Annotated in this window: 23 protein-coding genes; 8 read left to right on the forward strand and 15 right to left on the reverse strand. The window is 66.9% G+C overall.

Annotation, left to right across the window (positions count from 1 at the left end; all coding sequences use genetic code 11):
- Positions 1-196: 196 nt before the first annotated feature.
- The gene (locus IBJ82_RS21125) at positions 197-2377 is read left to right on the forward strand and encodes a malate synthase G (protein ID WP_194827670.1); all 2181 of its coding nucleotides are present in this window, start codon (positions 197-199) and stop codon (positions 2375-2377) included.
- 102 nt (positions 2378-2479) lie between these two features.
- Here the strand turns inward: IBJ82_RS21125 and IBJ82_RS21130 are convergent, their stop codons facing one another.
- Together IBJ82_RS21130 and IBJ82_RS21135 are read right to left on the reverse strand one after the other, a co-directional pair.
- Positions 2480-3760: a lipase family protein gene (locus IBJ82_RS21130; RefSeq protein ID WP_194827671.1), complete on the reverse strand. Its 1281-nt coding sequence runs from the start codon at positions 3758-3760 to the stop codon at positions 2480-2482.
- 290 nt (positions 3761-4050) lie between these two features.
- Positions 4051-5583 carry an acyl-CoA synthetase gene (locus IBJ82_RS21135; protein ID WP_194827672.1) on the reverse strand — a complete coding sequence of 511 codons (1533 nt, stop codon included), beginning with the start codon at positions 5581-5583 and terminating at the stop codon, positions 4051-4053.
- A 482-nt stretch (positions 5584-6065) separates the two neighbouring features.
- Here IBJ82_RS21135 and IBJ82_RS34740 point away from each other — a divergent pair, with 482 nt between their 5' ends.
- The 4 genes from IBJ82_RS34740 (at position 6066) to IBJ82_RS21155 (ending at position 9197) form a co-directional block, all read left to right on the forward strand.
- Positions 6066-6869: a HEAT repeat domain-containing protein gene (locus IBJ82_RS34740; RefSeq protein ID WP_194827673.1), complete on the forward strand. Its 804-nt coding sequence runs from the start codon at positions 6066-6068 to the stop codon at positions 6867-6869.
- A 47-nt stretch (positions 6870-6916) separates the two neighbouring features.
- On the forward strand, positions 6917-7219 hold the full coding sequence (locus IBJ82_RS21145) for a hypothetical protein (protein ID WP_131816481.1): 303 nt from the start codon (positions 6917-6919) through the stop codon (positions 7217-7219).
- A complete protein-coding gene (locus IBJ82_RS21150; RefSeq protein WP_194827674.1) occupies positions 7209-7595 on the forward strand; it encodes a hypothetical protein in 387 nt (128 codons plus the stop codon). The genes IBJ82_RS21145 and IBJ82_RS21150 overlap by 11 nt, the downstream gene beginning before the upstream one ends.
- A gap of 228 nt (positions 7596-7823) precedes the next feature.
- The gene (locus IBJ82_RS21155) at positions 7824-9197 is read left to right on the forward strand and encodes an FAD-dependent oxidoreductase (protein ID WP_194827675.1); all 1374 of its coding nucleotides are present in this window, start codon (positions 7824-7826) and stop codon (positions 9195-9197) included.
- A 12-nt stretch (positions 9198-9209) separates the two neighbouring features.
- On the opposite strand, the gene IBJ82_RS21160 is transcribed toward IBJ82_RS21155, so the two are convergent.
- Genes IBJ82_RS21160 through IBJ82_RS21180 form a run of 5 tightly spaced genes read right to left on the reverse strand, consistent with a single transcriptional unit; the run spans position 9210 to position 15070 of the window.
- Positions 9210-10580 (reverse strand): hypothetical protein, encoded by a 1371-nt coding sequence (locus IBJ82_RS21160; RefSeq protein WP_194827676.1) that lies wholly within the window; start codon positions 10578-10580, stop codon positions 9210-9212.
- Positions 10581-10589: 9 nt separating this feature from the next.
- Positions 10590-11426 (reverse strand): ABC transporter permease, encoded by an 837-nt coding sequence (locus IBJ82_RS21165; protein WP_370585406.1) that lies wholly within the window; start codon positions 11424-11426, stop codon positions 10590-10592.
- 20 nt (positions 11427-11446) lie between these two features.
- On the reverse strand, positions 11447-12394 hold the full coding sequence (locus IBJ82_RS21170; protein ID WP_194827677.1) for an ATP-binding cassette domain-containing protein: 948 nt from the start codon (positions 12392-12394) through the stop codon (positions 11447-11449).
- Positions 12391-13653: a glycosyltransferase gene (locus tag IBJ82_RS21175; RefSeq protein ID WP_194827678.1), complete on the reverse strand. Its 1263-nt coding sequence runs from the start codon at positions 13651-13653 to the stop codon at positions 12391-12393. Before IBJ82_RS21175 ends, IBJ82_RS21170 begins: the two co-directional genes overlap by 4 nt.
- A gap of 4 nt (positions 13654-13657) precedes the next feature.
- Positions 13658-15070 carry a condensation domain-containing protein gene (locus IBJ82_RS21180; protein ID WP_194827679.1) on the reverse strand — a complete coding sequence of 471 codons (1413 nt, stop codon included), beginning with the start codon at positions 15068-15070 and terminating at the stop codon, positions 13658-13660.
- A 796-nt stretch (positions 15071-15866) separates the two neighbouring features.
- Between IBJ82_RS21180 and IBJ82_RS21185 the strand changes: the two genes are divergently transcribed.
- Both IBJ82_RS21185 and IBJ82_RS21190 read left to right on the forward strand, forming a co-directional pair.
- Positions 15867-16442 carry a hypothetical protein gene (locus IBJ82_RS21185; protein ID WP_194827680.1) on the forward strand — a complete coding sequence of 192 codons (576 nt, stop codon included), beginning with the start codon at positions 15867-15869 and terminating at the stop codon, positions 16440-16442.
- 77 nt (positions 16443-16519) lie between these two features.
- Positions 16520-16921 carry a nuclear transport factor 2 family protein gene (locus IBJ82_RS21190; RefSeq protein WP_194827681.1) on the forward strand — a complete coding sequence of 134 codons (402 nt, stop codon included), beginning with the start codon at positions 16520-16522 and terminating at the stop codon, positions 16919-16921.
- On the opposite strand, the gene IBJ82_RS21195 is transcribed toward IBJ82_RS21190, so the two are convergent.
- Positions 16922-17263 (reverse strand): hypothetical protein, encoded by a 342-nt coding sequence (locus tag IBJ82_RS21195; protein WP_194827682.1) that lies wholly within the window; start codon positions 17261-17263, stop codon positions 16922-16924. It abuts the gene before it with no gap.
- Positions 17264-17367: 104 nt separating this feature from the next.
- On the opposite strand from IBJ82_RS21195, the gene IBJ82_RS21200 reads away from it, so the two are divergent.
- Entirely contained in the window at positions 17368-18126 is a 759-nt protein-coding gene (locus tag IBJ82_RS21200) for a 2'-5' RNA ligase family protein (protein WP_194827683.1), read from the forward strand.
- On the opposite strand, the gene IBJ82_RS21205 is transcribed toward IBJ82_RS21200, so the two are convergent.
- The 7 genes from IBJ82_RS21205 to IBJ82_RS21235 form a co-directional block, all read right to left on the reverse strand.
- Positions 18116-18454: a ferredoxin family protein gene (locus IBJ82_RS21205; RefSeq protein ID WP_194827684.1), complete on the reverse strand. Its 339-nt coding sequence runs from the start codon at positions 18452-18454 to the stop codon at positions 18116-18118. The genes IBJ82_RS21200 and IBJ82_RS21205 overlap by 11 nt on opposite strands.
- Positions 18451-20043 (reverse strand): FAD-dependent oxidoreductase, encoded by a 1593-nt coding sequence (locus IBJ82_RS21210; protein ID WP_194827685.1) that lies wholly within the window; start codon positions 20041-20043, stop codon positions 18451-18453. The genes IBJ82_RS21205 and IBJ82_RS21210 overlap by 4 nt, the downstream gene beginning before the upstream one ends.
- A gap of 101 nt (positions 20044-20144) precedes the next feature.
- Entirely contained in the window at positions 20145-21080 is a 936-nt protein-coding gene (locus IBJ82_RS21215; RefSeq protein ID WP_194827686.1) for a TauD/TfdA family dioxygenase, read from the reverse strand.
- 108 nt (positions 21081-21188) lie between these two features.
- Complete coding sequence (locus tag IBJ82_RS21220) at positions 21189-22529, reverse strand: LLM class flavin-dependent oxidoreductase (RefSeq protein ID WP_194827687.1); 1341 nt, start codon at positions 22527-22529, stop codon at positions 21189-21191.
- 13 nt (positions 22530-22542) lie between these two features.
- A complete protein-coding gene (locus IBJ82_RS21225) occupies positions 22543-23436 on the reverse strand; it encodes an ABC transporter permease (RefSeq protein WP_194827688.1) in 894 nt (297 codons plus the stop codon).
- Positions 23429-24292 (reverse strand): ABC transporter ATP-binding protein, encoded by an 864-nt coding sequence (locus IBJ82_RS21230; RefSeq protein WP_194827689.1) that lies wholly within the window; start codon positions 24290-24292, stop codon positions 23429-23431. Before IBJ82_RS21230 ends, IBJ82_RS21225 begins: the two co-directional genes overlap by 8 nt.
- Positions 24289-25371: an ABC transporter substrate-binding protein gene (locus IBJ82_RS21235; protein ID WP_194827690.1), complete on the reverse strand. Its 1083-nt coding sequence runs from the start codon at positions 25369-25371 to the stop codon at positions 24289-24291. The genes IBJ82_RS21230 and IBJ82_RS21235 overlap by 4 nt, the downstream gene beginning before the upstream one ends.
- Positions 25372-25388: the final 17 nt, after the last annotated feature.

A 25388-nucleotide genomic window follows, 5' to 3' on the forward strand; every position in this document is an offset into this window, starting at 1 on the left:
GATCAGTACATTAATTGTCCCCGCACCTACAATCAAGGGGTGATCCGCCGCGCCCATGCCCCCGACCTCGGCGGCTCGGCGTGGCGGAATGGACGGAGCCCGCAGGGCGTTCGAACCCACACGAGGTGTCACCTCTACCCACGGGTAACATGACATCGACTTATCCCACCCGGTTTTCACCAAAGTGAGGCAGTAGATGACAGAGCGGATTCAGGTCGGCGGGCTCCAGGTGGCGAGCGTTCTTCACGATTTCATCGAGAACGAGGCGCTCCCCGGTACCGGCGTAGATTCCGCCGCGTTCTGGGCAGGCGCCGAGCAGATCATCAACGACCTCGCCCCGCGCAACCGCGCTCTGCTCGCTGAGCGCGACGAGTTCCAGGGCAAGCTCGACGCGTGGCACGGCGAGAACCAGGGCACCGGCTACGACAAGGCCGCCTACAAGCAGTTCCTGACCGAGATCGGTTACCTGCGGCCCGAGCCCGCGCCGTTCCAGATCGGCACCGGCAACGTCGACACCGAGATCGCCACCACCGCGGGCCCGCAGCTCGTGGTGCCGGTGATGAACGCGCGCTTCGCGATCAACGCCGCCAACGCGCGCTGGGGTTCGCTCTACGACGCGCTCTACGGCACCGACGCCATCCCCGAGGCCAACGGCGCGGAGAAGGGCAGCGGCTACAACCGCGTGCGCGGCGACAAGGTCATCGAGTGGGGCCGTAACTTCCTCGACGACGCCGTCACCCTGATCACCGGTTCGCACATCGGTTCGGCGTACTACAAGATCGTCGACGGCGAACTCGAGATCGGACTGGAAGACGGCACCGACATCGGCCTGGCCGACCCGTCGCAGCTCGTCGGCTACCTGGGCGATCCCGAGGCCCCGACCTCGATCCTGCTCAAGCACAACGGGCTGCACATCGAGATCCAGGTCGACGCCACCTCCCCGATCGGCTCCACCGACACCGCCGGTGTCAAGGACATCGTCCTGGAGTCCGCGCTCACCACGATCATGGACTTCGAGGACTCGGTCGCCGCGGTCGACGCCGACGACAAGGTCGTCTGTTACCGCAACTGGCTCGGCCTGATGAAAGGCGACCTGGCCGAGGAAGTCTCCAAGGGCGGCAAGACCTTCACCCGCACCATGAACCCCGACCGCGTGTTCACCGCGCTCGACGGTTCCGAGCTGGTCTTGCACGGTCGTTCGCTGCTGTTCGTGCGCAACGTGGGCCACCTGATGACCTCCGACGCGATCATCGACGCCGAGGGCAACGAGGTTCCCGAGGGCATCCTGGACGGCCTGATCACCTCGCTGATCGCCGTGCACTCGCTCAACGGCACCGCCTCGCGCGCCAACACCCGCACCGGCTCGGTCTACATCGTGAAGCCGAAGATGCACGGCCCCGACGAGGCCGCGTTCACCAACGAGCTGTTCGGCCGGATCGAGGACGTCCTCGGCCTGACCCGCAACACCCTCAAGGTCGGCATCATGGACGAGGAGCGCCGCACCACGGTCAACCTCGCCGGCTCGATCGAGGCCGCCAAGGACCGCGTGGTGTTCATCAACACCGGCTTCCTCGACCGCACCGGCGACGAGATCCACACCTCCATGGAGGCCGGGCCGATGGTCCGCAAGGCCGAGATGAAGGCCCAGACCTGGATCACCTCCTACGAGGACTGGAACGTCGACACCGGCCTGGCCAAGGGTCTGCCCGGCAAGGCGCAGATCGGCAAGGGCATGTGGGCCATGCCCGACCTGATGGCAGGCATGCTCGAGCAGAAGATCGGCCACCCCAAGGCCGGCGCCAACACCGCATGGGTGCCCTCGCCGACCGCCGCTACCCTGCACGCCACCCACTACCACCTGGTGGACGTGTTCAAGCAGCAGTCGCAGATCGCCAAGGGCGGCCCCCGCGCCACCGTCGACCAGATCCTCGAGATCCCCCTCGCCCAGTCCACCGACTGGACTGACGAGGAGAAGCGTCAGGAGCTGGACAACAACTCCCAGGGCATCCTGGGCTACGTGGTCCGCTGGATCGATCACGGTGTCGGCTGCTCCAAGGTGCCCGACATCAACGACGTCGGTCTGATGGAAGACCGTGCCACCCTGCGCATCTCGAGCCAGCTGGTCGCCAACTGGCTGCGCCACGGCATCGTCACCGAGGCCGACGTGATCGCCAGCCTCGAGCGGATGGCCCCGGTCGTCGACCGCCAGAACGCGAACGACAAGACCTACCGCCCGCTGGCCCCGAACTTCGATGACAACATCGCGTTCCAGGCCGCCAAGGAACTGGTCCTGGAAGGCACCACGCAGCCCAACGGCTACACCGAGCCGATCCTGCACCGCCGTCGCCGCGAGTTCAAGGCCGCCAACAACGGCTGATCTCCTTCGCGTCTGAACGAAATCCCCTGGGAGCCTTCGGGTTCCCAGGGGATTTTCGCGTTTCGGATGCGTGATCCCGAGGATCGATGGAGAGCGGCGCGGCTAGGGCAGCGACGCGCAGTTCACCGGAGCGGGCACGCCGGCGAGGCGATCGACCATCCAGGGCTGCGAACTCGTCAGCGACGGGAAGAAGCCCAGATCATGGGTGCCCAAGAAGCCCGACATCGCGGGCACCGTGCTGTCGGCATCCAGGAGTACCGTTGCCCCGCCGCCACACCATCGCGCGACCAGATCGCGCGCGGCGGGGTAGGTGGCCTTGTCGTCGTAGCGGGCCGAGTAGACGCGCACCGGCGCCGCAGGAGCGGTCCCGCCGATCCGCTGCTCGTCGAATGCCCGCTTCAACTCGGGGGAACCGTCGATCACGGCCGTGAGCGGCAGTCCGCTGGTCGTCCACCGCGACGTGTCCTGGGGCTGGACGAGAATCTCGGAGAGACCGCCCCCGCACGTGCCGGCGGAGCTGTGCAGGATCGCCTTACCGGTGTCGTTGAGCTCGGCGTCGAGTACCGGGCGCGTCTCGGGGTAGTCGGCGGCGATGCCGTTGAGCACCCACGCGATGGCAGGCGCGACGCCGGGATTGCCGTTGCTGCGCGCGATGAAATCCTGCGGCCCTACCACCGGCCCGCCCACGTGCACTCCTCGCACGTTGAGTTCGGGTGCGTACTCGGCCTGCAGTTCGGCGGCGGCAGCGGAGGCCATCCCACCCTGGGAGTAGCCGTAGATGATGACCGGTGAGTCCGGGCCGAGCCCCGAATTGGGCAGCCGCAGTGCGGCCCGCGCGGAATCGAGCACCGCGTATGCCTGCGTCCTGCGGTTGAGGAAGTTGTGCACTCCCGGTACCCCGAAGTCGTGATAGTCGGTCATCACCACCGCCATCCCGCTCGCCAGGAGCTGATAGATCGCGATGATGTCGTATTCGAAGACCACGTCGGCAGGCGGCTGGTACCGGACCACCTGCCCCAGCATCGCCGAGGGCGAGCATTCGGCGCTCTGCCCCTGTGCGCCGCCCGCGTATGCCACCAGCGGTCGCGGGCCCGGGCCGGTCCAGGGCTGACTCGGCTCCAGATACGTGCCGACCACCGTGTTCGGCGCGCCGTGGGTGTCGTTGCTGGTGTAGACGAGTCGGGTGGACCGTGCCGGTATCGGGCCGGCCGTGCCGGGAATCGTGATCGCCGTCGCCGAACCGTCGGCGTGGAGAATGTCACCCCCCGCCATCTGTAACTGCGGCGGCTGGGCCCCTACCGTCGGTGTGGCCACGACCCCAGCGCCGAGGACCACGAGGGTTCCCGAGAGTGCTGCGATCCACGCGCGTTTTCCGCTCTTCATACCGATCCTTCGTGCGAGGTGGTCCGTTCAGGGCATCTATCGAACCGAACAGCACAATCGCCACGGGTGGAGCGCAACACCGCTTGTCAGCGGATCGTGAGCAGAAAAGCGTGCTGTTCGACCCTAGAGTTAGATCGAAACTGCGGGCATCTCCGTCGAGCACAGATCCAGGCACGAATATCGCGGTGCCGGGGCCAGCTTATGTCATGAGGCCGACATCGCTGCGTAGGGTGCCGCTTCGGCGTGAGGAGGGGCCGCAGTCGATTCGGCATCGGCGGCGGCCCCATCGGTCAGAGATACCGGGCGCGGAGTTTGCCCTTGACCAGCTTCCCGGTCGGCGTGCGCGGCAGGTCGTCGGAGAAGTCGACCGTGCGTGGCACCTTGTAGGCGCCGATCCTCTCCTCGAGGAATTCGCGCAGTTCCTCGGCGAGTGCGGGCCCTGCCGCGACCCCGGCCGCCGGTTGCACGACCGCCTTCACCGATTCGCCCATCTCCTCGTCGGGCACGCCGATCACCGCGACATCGAACACCTTCGGATGGAGGGCCAGTGCGTTCTCGATCTCCTGCGGATAGATATTGACTCCGCCCGAGATGATCGTGAACGCCTTACGGTCGGTGAGGAACAGGTAGTCGTCCTCGTCGAGGTAACCGATATCGCCGGTAGTGGTCCAGGTGGGATGGTTCGGGTGGATCGACTCGGCGGTCTTGGCGGGATCGTTGTGGTAATTGAACGGCAGTTCTTCGCGTTCGAAATAGATGGTGCCGATCTCGCCGGCCGCCAGTTCGCCGCCGTCGGGGCCGCACACCCGGATCACACCCAGGCCCGCGGTACCGACCGAACCCGGTTTACGCAGCCACTGTTCGCTGTCGATGAAGGTGGCGCCGTTGGCCTCGGTCGAGGCGTAGTACTCGTGCAGCACCGGCCCCCACCAGTCGATCATGGCCTGTTTCACCTCGACCGGACACGGTGCGGCGGCGTGTACGGCGGCTTGCATACTCGACACGTCGTAGCGGGCTCGCACCGATTCGTCGAGTTTGAGCATCCGGACGAACATGGTCGGCACCCATTGACTGTGTGTGACCCGGTGCCGTTCGATCGTGGCGAGTGCCGACTCCGCGTCGAACTTCTCCATCACCACGAGGGTGCCGCCCAGCGCGTTCACCACACCACCGAAACGCAACGGCGCCGCGTGATACAGCGGTGCGGGTGAGAGGTAGACACTGTCGGGTTCGAAGGCGTAGAGCGGGCCGAAGATCGCGGTGTAGGTGTCACCGGGCGGATCGCCGACCTGACGATCGGACAGCGGTAGCTTGATGCCCTTGGGTCTGCCCGTGGTCCCCGAGGAGTAGAGCATGTCGGCTCCGCGCGGCTGATCGGCCAACGGTTCGGGGGAGGCCGCCGCGAGCGCCTGCTCGTAGGACTTGTATCCCTCGACCGGACCGTCGAAGGCCAACCGGATCTCCACCTGCGGCGCATTCGCGGCGACCTGCTCGGCGGTCGCGGCCAGCGCTGCGGACACGATGAGCGCGCGCGCCCCGCAGTCGTCGACGATGTAGCCGATCTCGGCGGGAGTCAGATGCCAGTTGACCGCGGTGATGTAGAGCCCCGAACGCAGTGCGGCCCAATACGCCTCGTACATCTTCGGGTCGTTCACCGACAGCAATGCCACATGATCGCCTCTGCGCAGCCCCGCATCGTGGAGGTGGCGGGCAAGCCGGACCGAGTTCTCCTCCAGTTGCCGATAGGTCAGCGTGGCACCGCTCTCGGCCATGACGATGGCAACCTTGTCGGGAAATCGGTCGACGTGTGCGCCCGGATACATACTGCTCCTTCGTAGAACGGAGCGGATACCGCGAGTGGCCGATGCCGCCGACATCCGTGTGAGCCTCGCGATGTCCGCGCGAGCGGGTGGCCCGGTTCCGGACATTAGCCGAAAGTGAACGGTGATTCTGGCGATTCCGGAACGCGTGCGTCACCGGGTCAGCATCGTGGCTTCGCCGAGGTGTGTGCCTGTGATTTCGTGTCGCCGCGGGTGCAGCGCACTCGACGGCGATCCCGTCGGGCGCGGGGCAGAAGTCGAATTCCTTGATCGATTGGGGTAGAAGTTGCCAAGTATTCCGATCTGTCGGTGAATATCGGCATCGCATTGTCGTTCGACATCGACATCCGCGACGACCTCCGAGCAATGCGGGATTTGTTGGTCCAGTGTTCGCGTGGTCTGGTGCTGATTGGTGTACCAAGGGGCCCGGTGCCGTGACCTGCGGCGTGTCGAGTATCCGGCGAATCGCCAGGTACCGTTGGGCGGTGAACCCAGCTGATGTGCGACTCCTGAAAGACGGCGATCTCGAGACCCGCGAGGACAATCTGCGGCTCCTGCTCGTGCGGGCTGAGGACGGCGACACATCCGCCAAGGAGACATTGCGCGCACTCGTGCGTGACTATCCCGACTACCACCGGTCGCTCTACAGCAGGGCATTGAACCGGGCGGAGGTCTTCGGTGACGACACCCTGCGCGAACCTCTGCTCGCGTCCCTCGCCGACACCCGCTACAACTGCCAGGCGTGGGCCGCGATGGGCTGCGCGGCCCTCGGCATCAAGGACGCGGTCCCCGGCTTGGTCGCGATGTTGGATCACCCACAGGACATCGCCCGAGACCAGGCAGTGATCGCCCTCGGCGTACTGGGCGACGAATCGGTCGTCCCGGTGCTCGCGCCCCTGCTGCAGGACTCGATCAGCGGAATGCGCGAGCGCGCCGCCGAAGCGCTCGGCATGATCGGCGGCGACGCGGCCTTGGCCGCACTCTGGGACGAATTCGAGAATCGCCGCTACTACCGCATCGGCTACATCGCCAGCGCGTTGTCGGAATTCGCCCCGGACATCATCCCGAGGCTGATCGAGGCGGCCGCAGGCGACGACCCCGACAAGCGGTACTGGGCGGCCGTCGCCCTCGGCTCGACCGGCGACGATCGCGCCGTGCCGACGCTGGAGCGGCTCATGGCCAACGATCGTGGCTCCACAGTCTTCGACGGCATGGTGAGCGTCGCCGCGAAGAAGGGCCTGCGCACGCTACGCCGAATCCAAGCCGCGATCGCCGCCCGCGAATCCTGAACGCGCAGCCGAGGATAGTTGTCGGTGCCTGACGATAGTCTCGTCCGGTGTCAGTGAATATCGATGTCGCCCTGACTGTTCGGGGGCTCGCGAATGAACGCGAGTGGGTGGGGATGACCGACTTGCTCGTCGAGGTCTTCAAGGACGAGCGACTCGAGGACGAGGTCTTCGTCTGGATGGAGGAGACCGCGGACGGCCTGTTCGTTCGCGCGAAATCGGACTACCCGGTGATCTTCAGTGGATTTTTCCGCTGGAGTGGGGCTTTCGAAGATCGCCTCACTCGCCGGGTGACAGCACTCGTCCCGCAGGCCCGCGTGGCTTTCGACTGGGGGTATCCGGATGAAGAATGACGATACCGGCCTCGAGTGGGCCGACATACTACCGGACACAGCGCCGACGATCCACAGAAACCTGGACGTGACGGTCGGCGAGCGCACCCTGACCACACTCACCCGCACCCAACTGAGCTATTGGATCAGCAAACTGAAATACAGTCGCGGCGGCCCGTTCATGACGGTATCCCGCCCCGACCACCCCGAATTCATCCAGACCTACCGCCACAGCGACACCGACTACTACCTCGAGATCCGCTCACCCGATTCCCTCGACGAGTTGGCATCGACGACTGTGCAAGACGCTGAATCGGTCGCTGACCTCATCTGGGAGTGGTTGGAGCGCAAGGGAAGTCGCCTGGACGCAGTGCAATGGGAGCGGCGCACGATCTAGCCCCCGTTTCGAGTTCGCCGCAACGTCGCAGTATGCGACTCGACTCGGAAGTAGATGTTATGACCCGCAGGGCGGTTGACAGCGTTCTCTACGCGACGCTCTCGGAATTCGGTATGTCCGCGAGAACGGAACTCGGCGTCCGTCCTGAGCGGGTCCGCCGAACCTTCAGAACTGGTGACTCGCGGTGCTGGTGGCCGAAACCACGACGTGCTCTCGTACGGTGGTGGGATGGGCGGACGGATGGTGGTTGTCGGTGCGGATGCGACGGGGATGGCGGCGGCGTCGCAGGCGCGGAGATTGCGCGATGTCGGTGAGCTCGAGATCGTGGTGTTCGAGAAGGGCAACCACTCCTCGTATTCGGCGTGCGGGATTCCGTACTGGGTGGCCGGCGATGTTGCCGGTGCCGATGATCTGATCGCGCGGTCGGTGGCCGAACATCGTGCTCGTGATATCGATCTGCGGATGCGGACCGAGGTTCTCGAGATCGATCCGGTGGGGCGGCGGGTGCTTTCTCGCGATCTCGACACCGGTGCGCAGGGGTGGACGGGTTACGACCAACTCGTGCTGGCCACCGGTGCGACGCCGGTTCGCCCGCCACTCCCCGGTATCGACGCCGAGGGCGTGTACGGCGTGCAGACCCTCGACGACGGGCAGGCGCTCATCGACGGGCTGGAGTCGGCGACCGGACGGGAGGCCGTCGTGGTGGGTGCGGGGTATATCGGTGTCGAGATGGCTGAGGCGTTGGTGCGTCGGGGATTCGAGGTCACCATGATCACCCGAGCCGCTGAACCCATGTCCACGCTGGACTCGGATATGGGTGCACTCGTACGAAACGCCATGGAGGGGATGGGAATACGGATCATCCGCGATGTCGAGGTGACCGGAATGCGGACCGAGGCGGATGGCAAGGTCTGTGCGGTGACGACCGCCGATGCCGAGTATCCGGCCGCTGTGGTCGTGCTGGGGATCGGCGTAGGCCCGGCGACTGATCTCGCGCGTCAGGCGGGGCTCCCGCTGGGCGAAAGCGATGGTCTGCTCACCGATCTCGCCCAGCGCGTGCGCGGGTACGACGACATCTGGGCCGGTGGTGATTGTGTAGAGGTACTGGACCTGGTGTCGGGCACGCTCCGGCACATCCCGCTCGGCACCCACGCCAACAAGCACGGGCAGGTGATCGGATCGGGCGTCGGCGGCGGGTATGCCACCTTCCCCGGTGTGGTCGGCACGGCGGTGAGCAAAGTGTGTGACCTGGAGGTGGCGCGAACCGGCTTGGGAGAGAAGGATGCTCGGCGTGCCGGGCTCCAGTTCCACTGCGTCACCATCGAATCCACCGGCCGCGCGGGGTATTTCCCCGGCGCGGAGCCCATGACGGTGAAGATGCTCGCCGAACGCCGCACCGGTCGGCTGCTCGGTGTGCAGATCGTCGGACGCGATGGTGCCGCCAAGCGAATCGACATCGCGGCGGTGGCACTCACCGCGAGAATGACGGTGGAACAGGTCGCCGCCCTCGATCTAGGCTACGCACCACCGTTTTCACCGGTGTGGGACCCCGTCCTCGTCGCCGCCAGGGCAGCCGTCCGTGCGGTGGCAGACGGTCGATGACCACCTCGAAAGTCACCAGAAGCTGGGTGTGAGGCCCCACGACTCGAACTCCGCCGACAACAGCTCGCGCAGGGCAGCGCGGGTGGGGAAGCGGTCGGGGTCGGCGCCGGTGACGGCCAAGGTGACCGTGTGGCCGTCGGTGGAGAAGGAGAGGTTCACGCCTACCTCGACTCGGCGGAACATGGTGGTGTCGTTGGTGCAGACGACCGGGCGCATGAGCACGGCGGACGCGTGGTGTCCCGCGAAATCGGCTACGCCGCTGGCGGTTTCACCGAGGTTGGTGCACAGGCATTCCGGGGCTTTGGCTGTGCGGGCGAAATGGCGCAGGACGAAGCGGGGGAGGATCATCTGCAACGGTTGTAGATGTTGCAGGGCCGGAGTGGTGGCCGGGTCTCGGTAGGCGGTGGCAGCCCGCTTCACGGCGGAGCGGATGGCGGCGAGGTCGATGCGTTCACCGGTGCGGTAGGTGACCGAGATCGGCAGACCGGTGGTGGCGTTGGCGCGGGGGTCGTCGGGTGTGCGCATCGAATGGGGGATGTCCACGCGGATGTCGGCGGTGTCACCGACGCGCCCGCTGCGACCGAGGATGCCGGCGCCCAACGCGATCAGGAGCCCGTTGGTGGTGCCGGAATGCCTTGTGGCGGCGGTGTTCCACTCGGCGAGGTTGAGCCGAACCACCAGGTCGGCCGGCGACCACTGGGTCGGTAGGGGGAGCTCCGGGAGCGCGGGACGAAGGGCGCGGTCCGGCTCGGTGACGCCACGGGTGGCGATCGCCGCGCGAATTCCCTTCGCGACCGCGCGCAGCTGTCGGCCCGCATCGATCATGTTCGCGCTCAACGAGTTCTGCGGTGGTGTTCCCACGAGCTGGCCCGAACCCGTTGCGAAGTGCGGCCTCTCATCGAGTCGGGCCAGTGCGTCGCCGACGGCGAACAGCACCGCACCGCCGTCGGATGCCACATGCGAGGTCACCAGCGACACCAGCGTCCCACCCGCCGTGGTCGGCGCCGCGGACAGCCGCCACACCTGTCCTGTCTCAGGATCGAAGTCGACCCGGCTCTGCGCGAAATACCAGTCGAGGATCTCCTCGTCGGCGACGGGCACCGGATCCCAGCCCAGCGCAAGCGCTTCCGTCGCGGGAAGCCAGTAGGGACGGGCGAACGGAACCCGGGTCGGTTGCACGCGGCGGGCCAGGAATCCCCGGGCCAAGTGGGCGTGGAAGCGGGCGAGCAGCTCGGGGGCCAGGGGCTCGTCGAACCGCCAGGCGAGCTGATTGACCAGCGCGTTGCCGTAGAGGCTGTGCAGCTTGAGGAACAGGTCGTCGTCGGCGGTGAGCCGGTTGACGGCGACGGGCGCGGTGACGATGGCCGGGGCAGTGAGCGTCATCAGAACTCCTCAGCGAGCACGCAGGGTACGGACGGTCAGGGGTGCGAAGACGGCGGCGATCGCAAGCGAGGCCACCACCGACCAGAGTGCGTCGGTACCGACGACACCGTCCTCGGCGAGCCCGCGTACCGCGGACACGAGGTAGGACACCGGGTTGTAGTCGGAGACGTATCGAAGCCAGGTCGGCATCGCCGACTCGGGCACCAGCGCGTTGGAAGCGAAACTCAAGAAGGTGAGCACCAGCATCGACATGCCCTGCACCGCAGCGGGTCTCGACACGGTGACGCCGATGAACGCGAACAACCAGCTGATCGCGGTGGTGGCAAGGACCACGAGCACCGCACCGGCGACGAACCCGACCGGATGATCCGGGCGATAACCCATCGCGAATCCGACGATCACCACCGTGGTCGCGGCGATGACATACCGGGTGGCCCCGGCCAGCAGCGCCCCGGCGACCGGTGCCGACCGGGCGATCGGCATGGCGACGAACCGATCGAAGACCCCGCACCGAATGTCCTCGGACAGTTGCACTCCGGTGGACACCGACGAGGTGAGCACGATCTGCACCAGCACGCCGGGAATCAGAATCGGCAGATACGCCTGCATGCTGCCCGCGATGGCCGTGCCGAAAATACTGCCGAACAGCAGCGGCCCCACGATCGGCAGCAGCAGCGCGTCGTAGAGCAACTGCGGGCTGTGCCGGAAGGTGAGCAGACCGCGCCACGCCATCATCAGCGACTGGAACAGCGAGGCGCGCAGGCTGACGTGGGTGATCCGGGGACGGCGGTCGATCGTCGGGGGGGTGGTGTGCGCGATGGCGATTTCAGTGATGGTGGCAGTCACGGTGGCCTCGGTCTTTCGGATCAGGCGGCGACGCGGTCGGTGCCGGTCAGAGCGAGGAATACTTCGTTGAGATCGGGACGGTCGACCGCGAAACCGCGCAGCGCGATGCCCGCGGCGCGGCAGGCGGCGACGATATCGGCGGCGGTGCCGGCATCGGTGAGCGCGACGGTGAGCATGCCCGCCGAGGACCCCTCGGGTACCTCACCGGTGAGCTCGACGACGATGGCCTCCGCATGGGCGGACTGGGCGGCATCGGCGAGTTCCAGGCGTAGCACCTGGTCGCCGATGGAGGACTTCAGCTGCGCCGCGGTGCCCTCGGCGACGATCGTCCCGCGGTCGATGACGGCGATCCGGTCGGCCAATGCGTCGGCTTCTTCGAGGTATTGCGTGGTGAGCAGGACGGTCGCGCCACGGGCGACGAGTCGCCGGATCACTCCCCACATCTTGTCGCGGGTATGCGGGTCGAGGCCGGTGGTCGGCTCGTCGAGGAAGATCAGCGGCGGATCGGTGATCAGGGTGGCCGCCAGATCGAGCCGCCGCCGCATGCCGCCGGAGAACTGATTCACCGGCCGGTCGGTGACCTTCGACAGTTCGAACTCTTCCAATAGTTCGACACTGCGGCGCGCGGCATCTCGGCGGGAGAGTCCGAGCAGACGGCCGAACAGCCGCAAATTCTCACCGGCGGTGAGGGTTTCGTCGACCGATGCGTACTGGCCGGTGAGCCCGATCATCGATCGCACGGCGGTGGCGTCGCGCGCGATGTCGTAGCCGAAGATCTCGGCGGTGCCGCGATCGGGACGGACCAGGGTCGCGAGCATGCGGACCGTGGTGGTCTTGCCCGCGCCGTTGGGACCGAGCAGGGCGAAGACGGTGCCCGCCGCGATGGTGAGATCGACGCTGCCGACGGCGGTGAAATCGCCGTAGGACTTGCCGAGACCGGTGGTGCGGATGGCGATATCGGTATTCACAGTTGCCTCCCGGCGGAATGAAGCAGGTCAGGGACGACCGGCGAACCCAGAAGCGCCTCGACGGCATCGGCGGCTCGCTCGACACCGTCGGTGGCGAAATCGGCGGCATAGAATGCCGCGCGCAGGACCACGTCGGGACGGGAGACCAGATCGAGTAGTGCGTCGAGGCGTTCGCCGGTGAGCTTCTTCGCAGGAATCGTGGCCGCGAGGCCGAGTCGCCGCAACGCCTGGCCCCAGTAGGGCTGGTCGGCCTGGACCGGGCAGATCACTTGCGGCACACCCGCTCTCAGCGCGGCGGCCGTCGTCCCGGCGCCGCCGTGGTGCACGGCCGCGACACAACGAGGCAGCACCCGGGCATGATCGACCTGACCGACGATCGCGACGGCATCCTCGAACCCCGGACCGATCGTCACCCAGCCCGACGCGAGCAGCAGCCGACGACCTCGCCGGGCACACACCTCGCGCAGGATCGCGACGAACGCGGCCGGATCGCCCACATCCATGGAGCCGAATCCGACGTAGATCGGCGCGGATCCCGCATCCAGCCACGCATCCAGAGTCGGTGACGGCATCAGAGGCTCGGAAAGCTTTGTACTGGTGAGAAATCCGTTCGAATCGACCGGAAACCCGACGAACGGACCTGGCAACTGTTCGTCTACACCAGGGAACAGCCGCGGGTCGTAGGCCTGAATTCGCACGCTGGCCGGATTCGGCCCGGTGATGACGGGCAGGACCGGGGCGAGGGCCGCGGCTCGTGCCCGGGCCAACACCGACCAACCCCATCGGTGCACGAACCCCGGCAGGCGGGCGGCCCAGCGCGCCGGTGCGACAGGGACCGCGCTGTTGGGCTGGATCGGGAAGAAGTGCACGGCCGCGAACGGCAGTCCGACCGCCCGCGCCACCGACTCGGCGGCTTCCTCGCCCGCCATTCCCGCGACCACCACATCGTGTCCGGGTGCCAGCGCACGCAGGTCCTTCATCTGCTCGGGCACTCCACGTCGCTGCAGGTCGAACAGCGCCCGCAGCCGGGCGCGTGGGTCGCGGCTGGTGAAGCGTCGGTCGGTGCGCTGCGCGTGCAGCAGATCGGCGGTATCGCGGCCGAACGGAACCGCGGGAACACCGTGATCATGGGCGAAGGCGACGAGGTTCGGCGCGAGCGCCAACGTCACGTCGTGACCGCGCTCGCGCAGCGCATGGGCCAGCAGGATGCCGGGCTGGGCGTCGCCGCGGCTGCCGGTGAATGCCAACAGTGACCGCATCCGCTCATCCCGCCTGCACGGCGACACGGAGCGCGTCGGCAGTGGGACCCGCATGTACCGCGGCGGTGATCGACGACAATGCCTGCCCGAACGCGGTCAGGAATTCGTCCATCACCTCGGCGGGGAACCCCGCCGGGTACCGGGTCGACACGTACAGCCCGTCGGCCGCGCGCACCACCCACAGGAACACCTCGTCGGGTGAGTACGACTCCGCGCGCAAGGTCCGCCCACGCAGGTCAGCGACCAACTCGTAGCCGGGCAGGACCCGGATATCGAGGAAGGAAATGCCGAACCGCGGTGTCTCGGTGACGTCGAGCAGGTCGAGTACCCGCGACCAGGAGGCGTCGTTGGCGGTGCGCGAACGACGTAACGCGGCACGGGCGAGATCCATGGCCTCGGCGATGCCCGCGCCGGTGGGCAGGGCGATATCGACCGGCACCACGTTGACGAACCAGCCCATCGATTCCATCCAGCGCAGGTCAGGGCGGGTTGCGATCGGCATCGCGGTGCGCATCCGGTTCGTGCCGAACCGCTGTTGATTGGCCACGGCCAACGCGGCGAACACCGCTACCGACATCCGGTGCCGCACCTGGTCGAGGATCGCTTCGATCTGCTCGAGTTCGCCGAGATCGAGCAGCCGCCGCGACACGCTGGGCTGGGGTAGGTCCGCGGGAGCGGGCCGCTGGGCATGCGGGGCGAAGCGCGGCATCGCACCGTCGGCGAGGAACTCACGCCAGGTGGCGACCGCTGCGCAGGCCGGATCCAGTTCGGCCACGCTCGCCCGTTCCAGAACGGCGAAGTCGGCCGCGCTGCCGAAAGTGACGGACTCGCGCGCCTGTTCGCCCGCCGCGACCTCGCGGTAGAGCGTGCGCAGTTCGAGGATCAGAATGGCTTGGGAATAGGCGTCCATCACCGAGTGATCGGCGGCGACGAGCACCGTGAAATCGCCGGTGTCAGCGTGCTCGATCGTGGCCGCGAGGCAGTGTGGCCACACCAGAGGCGACAGACGCTCTTCGAGCGTGCCACGAAGGAATTCGTTGATCCGGGTGCCGTCGGTGAGTTCGGCTACTGGCTGCTCGGCGATGCCGACGGTGGCGGGTGCGGCGACGAGTCTGCGAGGTTCGCCCGAGGCTGCGGTGCTCACCGTGGTGCGCAAACCCTCGTGCCTGGCGTGCCAGCGTCGCAGCGTCTCACGCCAGGTGGGGGCGTCGAGCGGGGCGTCCATCTCGAAGATGGTGCCGATCCAGCGGCCGCGACCGGGCAGCGGATCGGCGGGATCGACGCTCGCGCAGTAATCGGCGTGCACGCTGGTCAGTGGACGATCATCGAGCTGCCACGCGTCGGCGGCGAGTTCGGGCGTCCACATCGACAAAACGCCTGAACGGATTTCGAATTCGGACAGGTGGGTGTATTCCATGACCGGTTCACCTCGTGACGAATGCATGCCGAAGCGGCGGAAGGGTGGGATTCGGGAGAACACCGCACTGTGTCACCTGATGCGTCGAACTTCGGCGGTAATACATTTCCGTGAAGCCTCGGCGAGAGTGATCGTATATGTGATTCTGCTGAGAGGAATACGGTGACGGGCATCACGGTTTCATTGAACAAAAGTCTGTCGCCTGCTGCTTTATGTCAGCGCATGACGGGTTCTCTTGTCGTGCTTCAGTGTTGGGCGTGGGTGCATTCGGGTACGTGATTGTCTCCAGATATTTTGTTCATTCCGGATGGGACGATTCTTGTATGCACGATCACACTGGCGGAGGCGGTCGTCGAAGTTTGTTTCCCTTGCGTTCACCTGCCGCAATTCATATATGCCGTTCGTTATATGGCGATCGGTGCATCCGTGGATTGTCGGCCGGATATATCCGCAGCGCGGGGCCGGTGACCGGTATGGGGTCGTTGTCGGAAACCAGCGTGGGCGTCGTCATCTGTCTGTTATCACAACGTTGCTCACTCGAGGCCGGTTGCTATGGTGAAGGCGCGAAGTGTTCGTTCGAATGTGAAGGAAGACAATGGGAAGCACTGCCCTCGACATCATGGCGTTGGTCCTCAACCGCGTCACCGAGTTCTGGAACTGGATGGCGACCGGATCGTCGGGATTCCCGCCGCTGTGATCAGCTGAGATCACGCTGTTTCTGTGAAACCCCTGGAGGCCGTTGGCTTTCGGGGGTTTCGCCGTTCATCGGGGCGCGAGCCGCTCGTAGAGTGGGCTGATGACGACGGTGGGGACGCAGACGACGGTTGAGGTGCCACGGCGATGGGCGGTGGCGATGTGGGTCACCACCGGGGTCGCGACGGTGGCGATCGCGGTGATGCTCGTGGTCGATGCCACGCACATCGACCTTCTCGGCTGGGTTGTGGCGGTATTGATGCTGCTGGCCTGCGGGGTGTCCTGGACGATTCTGGCGCCGATCGGGTGTGCTCGGTATCGGGAGTATCGGGCCGTCGTCGTCGCCCCGGTGGTGGTGATCGTCGGGCTGGGCCTGGTGTGGTTCGGGGTGCCGGACAAAGTGGGGTGGTGGCTGTCGTCCGAGGCGATGACCGATGCCGCGCGGCATTGCCGGGAATCGGAGGGGCGATGGTTCGGTGTCATTCGGACCACTGGCGTCAGGCCCGACGACGGTGGATGCCAGTTCACTATCGATGACATGGCGATTGTCGGCGGTTTGGCCTACTTCCCGCCGGGAACTCCGCCGCCGGATCACGGCGGTGCGGGATATCAGCCCGTTTATACGCCCTATGACGGAAATTGGTACCGATTCGCGGTGACGATGCACGAACACCCCTGATTCCGAGTCGCGCGCCCGATTCGTGTCGTACCCCGGCGTTACCGTTGTCGCACAACCCGAGTCGAGGGAGGGTGGCGATGGCCGAGAATGTGCGAGAACGTGCGCAGCGCCCGGAAGATCTGAGCCGGCTGGTGGTCGAGCGATTGAACGCCGGTGATGTGGACGGACTCGTCGAGCTGTACGAGTCCGACGCGGTGCTCGCACTGCCGGATGGGGTCATCGCGACCGGGGTGGACCAGATCCGGGCAGCCTATGCGCGACTGGTCGCCGATCGACCGGTGTTCCAACCCGGTCACCAGGCACCCGCCTTACTCGCGGGCGATCTGGCTCTGACATCGTCGCGTCTGCCCGGTGGCCCCGGCGCGACCGTGGAGGTGGCACGCAGGCAGCCCGACGGCAGCTGGCGCTGGATCCTCGATCAACCGAACGCGCCCTGGGTGGTCAGTGCACCGGCAGGTCGGTCGAACGTGCCCGGATGATCAGTTCGGGTTCAGGCCGGTCGCGAAGACGACGACGACCTTGTCATCGGTCACCTCGCTGACGCGAACATTCGTGCCGTTGCTGGCCTGGGACTGGCCGACCGGAACCGTGATCTGCTGGCCACCGATGCTCAGGGTGACCATGTCACCGTTCACGGCGACGAGTTCGGCGTCGATACCGAGGACCGAGGCCTTGGCGCTCACGCCCCGGTCGAAGGTGACGGTGCAGCCGCTCACGGTGCATTCGGAGGTGGAGCCGGGTCCGGTCATGGTGCACGCGGAAACGGCGAGGGGAAGCAGGAGGGCGAACGCGGAAAGCGTGATCAGCCGACGAACGGGCATGGCAGTCAGTGTAGTGCGTCGAAGGCGCAACGGAACGGTCTCGTCAGGTTGCTCGCCGATCACACCGGGAATACCGTCGCTGTGAGGTAGCCGGCATCGCATCGATGCCGATCGTGTCAGCCGAGGTCGGGAGGTTGCGCACCATGATCGCGAGCGAGATGACCGTTGCCAGCCGGTGGTGGTGGCGTCCGGGGTGGACACCGGGTCGTTCGTTCTACAACTGGCAGATCACGCCGAGCCAGCCGGTCGCCGACAAACTGCTCGAGATCTTCGCGCCCACTCTCTCTCGCCTGCCCGGCCTCGAGCAGGTCGACGCCGCGCGGCTGCGGATCGGTGTGCAGGGCATCGGGTTCGCCGACGCGGTCAAAGGGGTGCACCTGGCGGCCCTGGTGGCAGGCGCGCGCGATCTACTCGCCCAGCTCGCGCCGTTCCAACTCGCGTTCGGACCCCCAGAGGTCACCGCCGAGTCGATCCGGTTGCCCATCACCGTCTCGGACGAACTGCTCCGGGTGCGTGCGGACCTGACCGACGCGCTGACCGAGGTGTGGATCCGGGAACGGATCCCCGACTACGGTGAGCCGCTGCGCCCCTACCTGGCGCTGGCCCACGCGACCCACCCGACACCGGTGCACGAGATCCGCACCGCGCTCGCCGAGGACGGGTTCGCCGACTTCGCCCTCGACGACACGATCTCCGCGGTCTCGATGGTCGAATTGCAGTGCGAGGACGGACGATACGACTGGTCCGATGTCAGCACCGCGGGCCTCCTGCGTGAACCGGACCCGGTCGTCGAACAGAGCGTGTTCGACGACCCACTGTTCGGCCCGCTGCGCCACCCGATACCGCCCACGCTCAGGGGTTGAGGCGCGGGGGCGGCGCCCCGTGCGGGAGTCGCGGCCCCACCGCGACCTGTGCGCCCGCGGTGCGCCCGTGCCCCCAACCGAGTTTCTCGCGATACCGGCCGATGTGCTCGGTGGGTAACGCCGCGTCCGGCGGCAGTGGCGTGACCTCCGGCGCGACGTAGAGGGCGTCGGTCGGGCAGTACGCCTCGCACATGAAGCAGGTCTGGCAGTCCGATTGCCGTGCGATAACCGGGATCCCGCCGTCGACGCGATCGAAGACATTGGTGGGGCAGGCCGTCACGCATTTGTCGCAGCCGATGCAGTCCTGTGCGCGCAGCAGTTCGATCACGACGCCACCGCCAGACCCGAGTTGCGGGTGCCCGCCGGGTCGACCCACGGCTTGTCGAGCCCACCCGAATGCAGGTGGTGATGCTGTGCCGGATCGAGGTCGGGATGATCGGCGCGTTTGCTCATCCCACGAGTCTCGGTGCGCGCCAACGCGGATCGGTACATGAGGCGCCCGACCGCGGTGATCGCCGCGGCCTGCCGGGCCCTGACCCGTTCGTCGCCGGTTCCGCCGCCGAGACCCGCCGACGCGGCATCCCACAGTTCGTCGAGCCGGGCGAGGGCGGGGCGCAGCCGGTCGCCGTGGCGCAGATAGTTCTTCTCGAAGGGGATCAACTCGTCCTGCGCGGCGGTGACGACCTCGGTCGCGGTGACCGACCGCGACTCGTGGGGGCGCAAGCCGACTCCACCGATCCCGTGCACCGCACCACTGGATCGGCCGGCTGTCGTGGCATAGTGCGCGGCGCCCGCACCCGCCCAGCTTCCCGACGACATCGCCCACGCGGCGTTATGGCTACCACCGCCCGTGAAACCGCCACAGATTCGTTCGCGGGTGGCCGCGTCGCCCGCGACGTACAGGCCGGGAACCGTTGTCGCGCAGTGATCGTCGACCACATCGATGCCGCCGGTGCCACGCACCGTGCCCTCGGCGAGCAGGTCGATCTCGAACCGGTCGGTGAACGGATCGATACCGCGCCGGTCGAACTGCAAGAAGAAGTTCGGCTGCCCCACCCGCATCTGCGCCTGCACGGTTTCGTCCGCGCGATCGAGCTGCGCGAACACCCTCTCCTGCAACAGGGTTCGGGCGATCACCGAGCGCCCCTTGGTCGACCCGGCCTCCTCGAGTACCCGGCCGTCCTCGCCGAAGAAGGTGGCATAGCCGTAGTAGGCGGTCTTGGTGATGGTGGAACCCTTGGGCACGATGGCATAGGCGTTGGAGAACTCCATGCCGGAGAACCGCACGCCCGCCTCGGCCGCCATCAACGCACCGTCGCCGGTGTCGACATTGGTACCGAGTGCGCGGGAGAGGAACGCGCACCCGCCGGTGGCGAGCACTACCGCGCCCGCGGTTATCCGGTAGTCCCGATCCAGCTGACGCTGATAGCCTGCCGCACCACGCACCGCGCCCGTCTCGTCGACGAGCAGTTCCAGGGCGGGCGAGTGATCGTGGACCTGCACACCGAGCCGGTTGAGCCAAGCCCGCATTCGGCGCATGTACTCCGGCCCCTGCACACCGGTGCGCAACTGCGCACCGGTGGCCGGGTCCACCGGGAACGGGTAGCGGCCCTCGACGGCGAGCCGGTTCATGTTGGCGTAGGTCTGGTCGAGGACGCGATCCATCCAATAGTGGTCGGCGAGATGACCGCCGAGTGCCTCCCTGCTCGCCTTCGCGTTGGCGCGGGCGGCGGCTTCGGGTGCGACGTACCAGACGCCGGTGCCGGAAGGTGCTGTGGCGCCGCTGGTTCCGCAGTAGCCCTTGTCGACCAGGATCACCTCGGCGCCTGCTTCACGGGCGTGGATCGCGGCCCAGGATGCCGCGGGACCGCCGCCGATGACGAGCACGTCGGTACTGGTGTGCCACGGTTCGGTCATGTGTGCTCCTGTGTGTGTCGGCGCGCGCCGCGCGCACGGTCGTGGCCACCGAGGGCCGGAGTGCGGTGCCCGACACGAAGGTGCGGGCACCGCAACGGTTCTCAGGCGCCGGTGAACTTCGCGCCGGCGATCGGAGTGGAGGTCGCGCCGTCGACGCCGACCGGGATGTCGCCCTCGAGGGTGGTGCGGTAGAGGACCCGGGTGACGTCGAGGTGGTCGAGGTCGCTGGGGGCGAGGTGCGCGGTGGCGCGGTTGTCCCAGAAGGCGATGCTGCCCTTTTCCCAGCGGAAGCGGACGGTGTAGGCGGGGTGCGAGATCTCGTCGAACAGCAACTGCAACAGGGCATCGCTCTGGGGCGGAGTCAGGCCGAGGATCCTGGTGGTGAAGCCGGGGTTGACGAACAGCACGCGCTCACCGGTTACCGGGTGGACGCGCACGACAGGGTGTTCGGTCACCAGCGGTGCCGCGGCGATTTTGCGGGCGTACTCGCTGCGCGCCTCCCACGGCGGAATCCGGCCACCGAAGCGGTGCTCGGCGCGCAGTCCGTCGAGGAAGGTGCGCAGCGATTCCGGCAGACCGGCGTAGGCCGCGGCCAGGTTGGTCCACTGGGTGTCGCCGCCGATCTCCGGTGCGATCTCGGCACGCAGGATCGAGGCCGCGGGCGGATTGATCAGCGGCGAGACATCGGTGTGCCATTTGTTGGTGTAGCTGAACTTCTTGCGACCGAACTTCTTCTCGTAGAGGCGGCTGTCGACGGCCAGGATCTCCGGGTGTTCGGTGGGTGCGTCGTCGTCGTAGGGATGCGACGGGGTGACCGCGCCGAAGCGTCGGGAGAACGCGATCTGTTCGGTGTGCCCGATCTGTTGGTCGCGGAAGAACAGCACCTTGTGCCGGTGCAGCGCCGCGGTGAGCTCGTCGACCTGGGCGTCGGTGAGTTCCTCGCGCAGGTCGACGCCGGTCACCTCGGCGCCGATGTGGCCTGCGACCTGGGTGATCTCGAGAGCGGTGCGGAGGCGGGGGTTTTCGATGGTGGTCATGTCGGTGGTCCTTCGTGTGAAGTCTGTCGCCGGGTCGGGGGAGTCGTCATTGCCGACAGGAACTGCTCACCACCCGCATGAACTCGATATCGAGTCGTCGGGCGCGCATCAGGCGCTCACCCGTGAATCCTGCTCGGCGAACTGGCTTTCCACCGGGGCGAGACCGTAATGGCCGCGCAGCGTGGTGGATTCGTAGTCGGTGCGGAACAGGCCGCGCTGCTGCAGGATCGGTACCACGCGGTCGACGAAATCGGCCAGTCCACCGGGCAGGTAGGGCGCCATGATGTTGAAGCCGTCGGCGGCACCGGCGTCGAACCAGCTCTGCAGTTCATCGGCGACCTGCTCGGGCGTCCCGGCGAAGGTGCGGTGACCGCGGCCGCCACCTAGCTTGCCGATGAGCTGACGCACGGTGAGGTCCTCGTTCTCGGCCAGCTCCTTGACCAGCGTGAATCTGCTCTTGCCGCCCTCGATCTCGCTCTCGGCGGGCAGCGGCGGTAACGGTGTGTCCAGCGCGTGTGCGGTGAGGTCGACACCGAGCATCGACGAGAGCTGGCGCAGTGCGTAGTCGGGCGAGATCAGGTCGGTGAACTCCTGTTCGAGGGCCCTGGCCTCCTCGACGGTATCGGCGATGAACGGCACCAGACCGGGCAGCACCTTCAGGTCATCCTGTGCGCGACCGTATTTCGCCAAGCGTGACTTGAGATCGCGGTAGAACCGCACGCCCTCGTCGAGGGTGCGCTGTGCGGTGAACACGGCTTCGGCGCGGTGTGCGGCGAACTCCTTGCCCGATTCCGAGGACCCGGCCTGCACCAGCAGCGGACGACCCTGCGGTCCGCGAGGGGAGTTCAGTGGGCCGCGCACACGGAACCGTTCGCCCGCGTAGTCGAGGGTGTGCACCCGGCTCGGGTCGGCGAAGACGCCGGTCTCGGTGTCGAGCACGATCGCTTCGGTTTCCCAGCTGTCCCACAGGGCCAAGGCGACGTCGACGAACTCCTCGGCGCGTTCGTAGCGGCGAGCGTGCTCGGGGATCGCGTCGAGCCCGAAGTTGTAGGCCTCGTCGACATTGCCGGAGGTGACGATGTTCCATCCGGCACGGCCCGCGCTGATGTGGTCGAGCGAGGCGAACTTGCGTGCGAGATTGAACGGTTCGTTGTAGCTGGTCGACGCGGTGGCGATCAGGCCGATCCGCTCGGTGACCGCGGCGATCGCCGACAGCAGAGTGATCGGTTCGAACACGGTGAGGGTGTTGCGTTCGATCCGCGGGCCCACGGCGAGGGTGTCGGCGAAGAACACCGAGTCGAGCTTGCCGCGCTCGGCGATGCGCGCCAGTTCCTGGAAGTGGCGCACATCGAGCACGCGCTGCTCGTCGGTGCGCGGATGGCGCCACGCGGCCTCGTGGTGGCCGACGCCCATCAGGAAGGCGTTGAGGTGAAAGGTTCTGCCGGACATGGTGATCTCCTGATCAGGCATTGGTCGGTGAGGTGCGCCAGCGCGAGAGCCGGCGTTCCAGGGCGACGAGGGCGAAGTTGAAACCGAGACCGATCAGCGAGATAGCCACGATCCCCGCGTACATCTGCGGAATCTGGAAGTTCTGCTGCGCGGCGGTGATGAGATAGCCCAGACCGGCTCGCGCGCCGATCATCTCGGCGGCGATGAGGACCAGGATCGAGCCCGCCGCGGCCATCCGGATGCCGGTGAAGATGGACGGAATCGCCGCGGGCAGGATCACCTTCTGGAACAACCGCAGTGGCGAGAAGCCCAGCGAGATCGCCGATTTCACGAGCAGCGGGTCGACGGTGCGCACGCCGGTGATGGTGTTGAGCAGGATCGGGAAGAACGTGGCGTAGCCGATCAGCGCGATCTTCGAGGTCTCGCCGATGCCGAGGATCAGCACGAACACCGGAAGCAGCGCGAGCGCGGCGGTGTTGCGGAACAGTTCGAGGACCGGATTGAGGAAATCCGACACCGGCTTGTACCAGGCGATGGCGATGCCGGCCGGGACGGCGATCACCAGGGCGAACGAGAAGCCGGTGACCGATCGGGTCAGGCTGGCCGAGGTGTGTTCGGCCAGCTGGCCGTTGCCCGCCAGTTCGACGAAGGCTTGCACCACCGTGGAGAACGGCGGGAGGAATACCTCGTCGACCAGGCCGAACCGCGGCGCCAACTCCCACGTGCCGAGTAGCAGCGCGAAGGCGAGCAGTGGTTTGGCGATGCGAAGTGCAGTGCTGCCTGCCGCGCTGACCCCCCGGGCGAGCGCGGAGCGAGCGGCAGGCACCGCGGTGGATGTACGTGGGGGTGCGGCCGGTGCCGCGGCGACCTCGACGGGGCGCACGAGCAGGGGGACGGCGCTAGACATGGGCGGGACTCCTGTCGGTGGACGCGACCGCCGTGGCGGCCGTGGTGCCGTCGGCGGCGAGTTCCAGGCGCTGGGCCCGGCTCACCTCGCTCTGCAGTTCCGTCCAGATCCGGTGGCGGTAGTCGCGGAACTGCTCGCTGGAGCGGACATCGGTATCGCCGCTGCGGTCGATGTCGATATCGATCACGGCCTTCACCCGGCCGGGGCGTGAGGTGAGCACCGCGACGCGCTGGCCCAGATACACCGCTTCGTCGATGCCGTGGGTGATGAACAGGATGGTCTTGCCGGTGGTGCGCCAGATCCGCAGGAGCTCGTCTTGCAGCGACTCCCTGGTCTGTGCGTCGAGCGCCGCGAACGGTTCGTCCATCAGCAGTACCTCGGGATCGAAGGCCAGGCTGCGGGCGATCGCCACGCGCTGCTTCATGCCGCCGGACAACTCGTGCGGGTACCGGTCGCCGAAGCCTGCCAGGCCGACCAGCTCCAGGTAGTGCTCGGCGATCGCCTTGCGCTCCTTGCGAGCGATGCCCTTGGCCTCGAGGCCGAACTGGATATTGGTGCGAGCGGTGCGCCACGGCAGCAGCGCGTACTGCTGGAACACCACGCCGCGGTCGAGACCGGGGCCGGTGATCGGGGTGCCGTCGAGCAGGATCTGCCCGGAGCTGGGCTTGCTCAGCCCACCCAGCAGGTCGAGCAGCGTGGACTTGCCGGAGCCGCTGGGCCCGACCAGGACGAGGAACTCGCCTGCCCCGACCTCGATGGAGATGTCGTCGATCGCGGTGAACTTCTCGTCGGTGCCGCGCACGGCGAACTGTTTGCTCACCGATCGCAGCGCGAGTTTGGCTGGGGTGCCGGTCATTTCGCGGCCACCACCTCTCCGGTCGGACCGCTGGTCGGCTGGTAGGTGCCGTTGGCGTAGGGGTTGTCCTTGTTGGTGAACAGGTCCTTGGCGGTGATCTTGCCCTTGGGCAGTTCGCCGTTGCGCTCGAGCCAATCGATCCAGATCTGGATCTCCTTGTCCGCGATCACCGCGCCGGGGACCGGGAGACCGGGGCTGCGCCAGTAGTCGAGCAGCTTGAGGTTCTCGTTGCGGCCGCGCTTGTTGATGATCTCGGTGAACTTGGCGACGACCTGATCACGCGGGGTGAGCTGCAGCCAGCGGGTGGCACGCGCGGTGCCCTGCACGAAGTCCTTGACGGCCTCCGGGTTCTGCGCGATGTAGTCCTTGCGGAAAACGTAGGTGCCGTAGTCGAATTCGCCGAAGATGTCCTTGTCGGTGAACAGCGGGCGCAGGCCACCGCGCTCGACGGCGGTCTCGCGGAACACGCTGCCGAGCGCGCCGACGTCGATCTGACCGCTGCGCAAGGCCTCCTCGGTGTTGACCGGCGGCACCACGATCAACTGGACCTGCTTGATCTCGGCCTCGCTCAGACCCTGCTGGTGCAGCCATTCGCGGGTGACGAACTCGTGGTGCGCGCCGAGAGTATTGACGCCGACCTTCTTGCCGATCAGGTCACGGGCATTGGTGATGCCTGCGTCGTCGCGAACGAAGTAGCCGGTGAACGACTTGGCATCGGAGCCGTAGGAGCTCAGCACCGCCTGTACCGGCGCGCCGCCTGCGGCGAGCTTGACCACCGCGCCGTTGAACGCGCTACCGAATTCGACCTGCTTGGTGGCGGCCGCCTGGATATTGGCCGGGCCACTGGTGGTGTCGCCCTCCCACTGAAAGCTGATCTCGGTGAAGTAGCCCAGGTTGTCGGCGAGCTCGTACGGCGTGACCTGTCCGGTCTGTCCCTGGTAGCGCAGCACGGTCTTGCCGTCGGCGGTCGTCACCGCATCGGTGCCGCCGCACGCGGTGACGACCGCGAGGACGGCGGGTGCGACGAGCGCGGCGGCAAGCGCACGCAGCGGACGTCGTCGGAAGGTAGTGGACAACATGTTTCGCGAATTCTTTC

The organism is Nocardia sp. XZ_19_231 (assembly GCF_015355705.1).
Taxonomy (GTDB): Bacteria; Actinomycetota; Actinomycetes; order Mycobacteriales; family Mycobacteriaceae; genus Nocardia; species Nocardia salmonicida.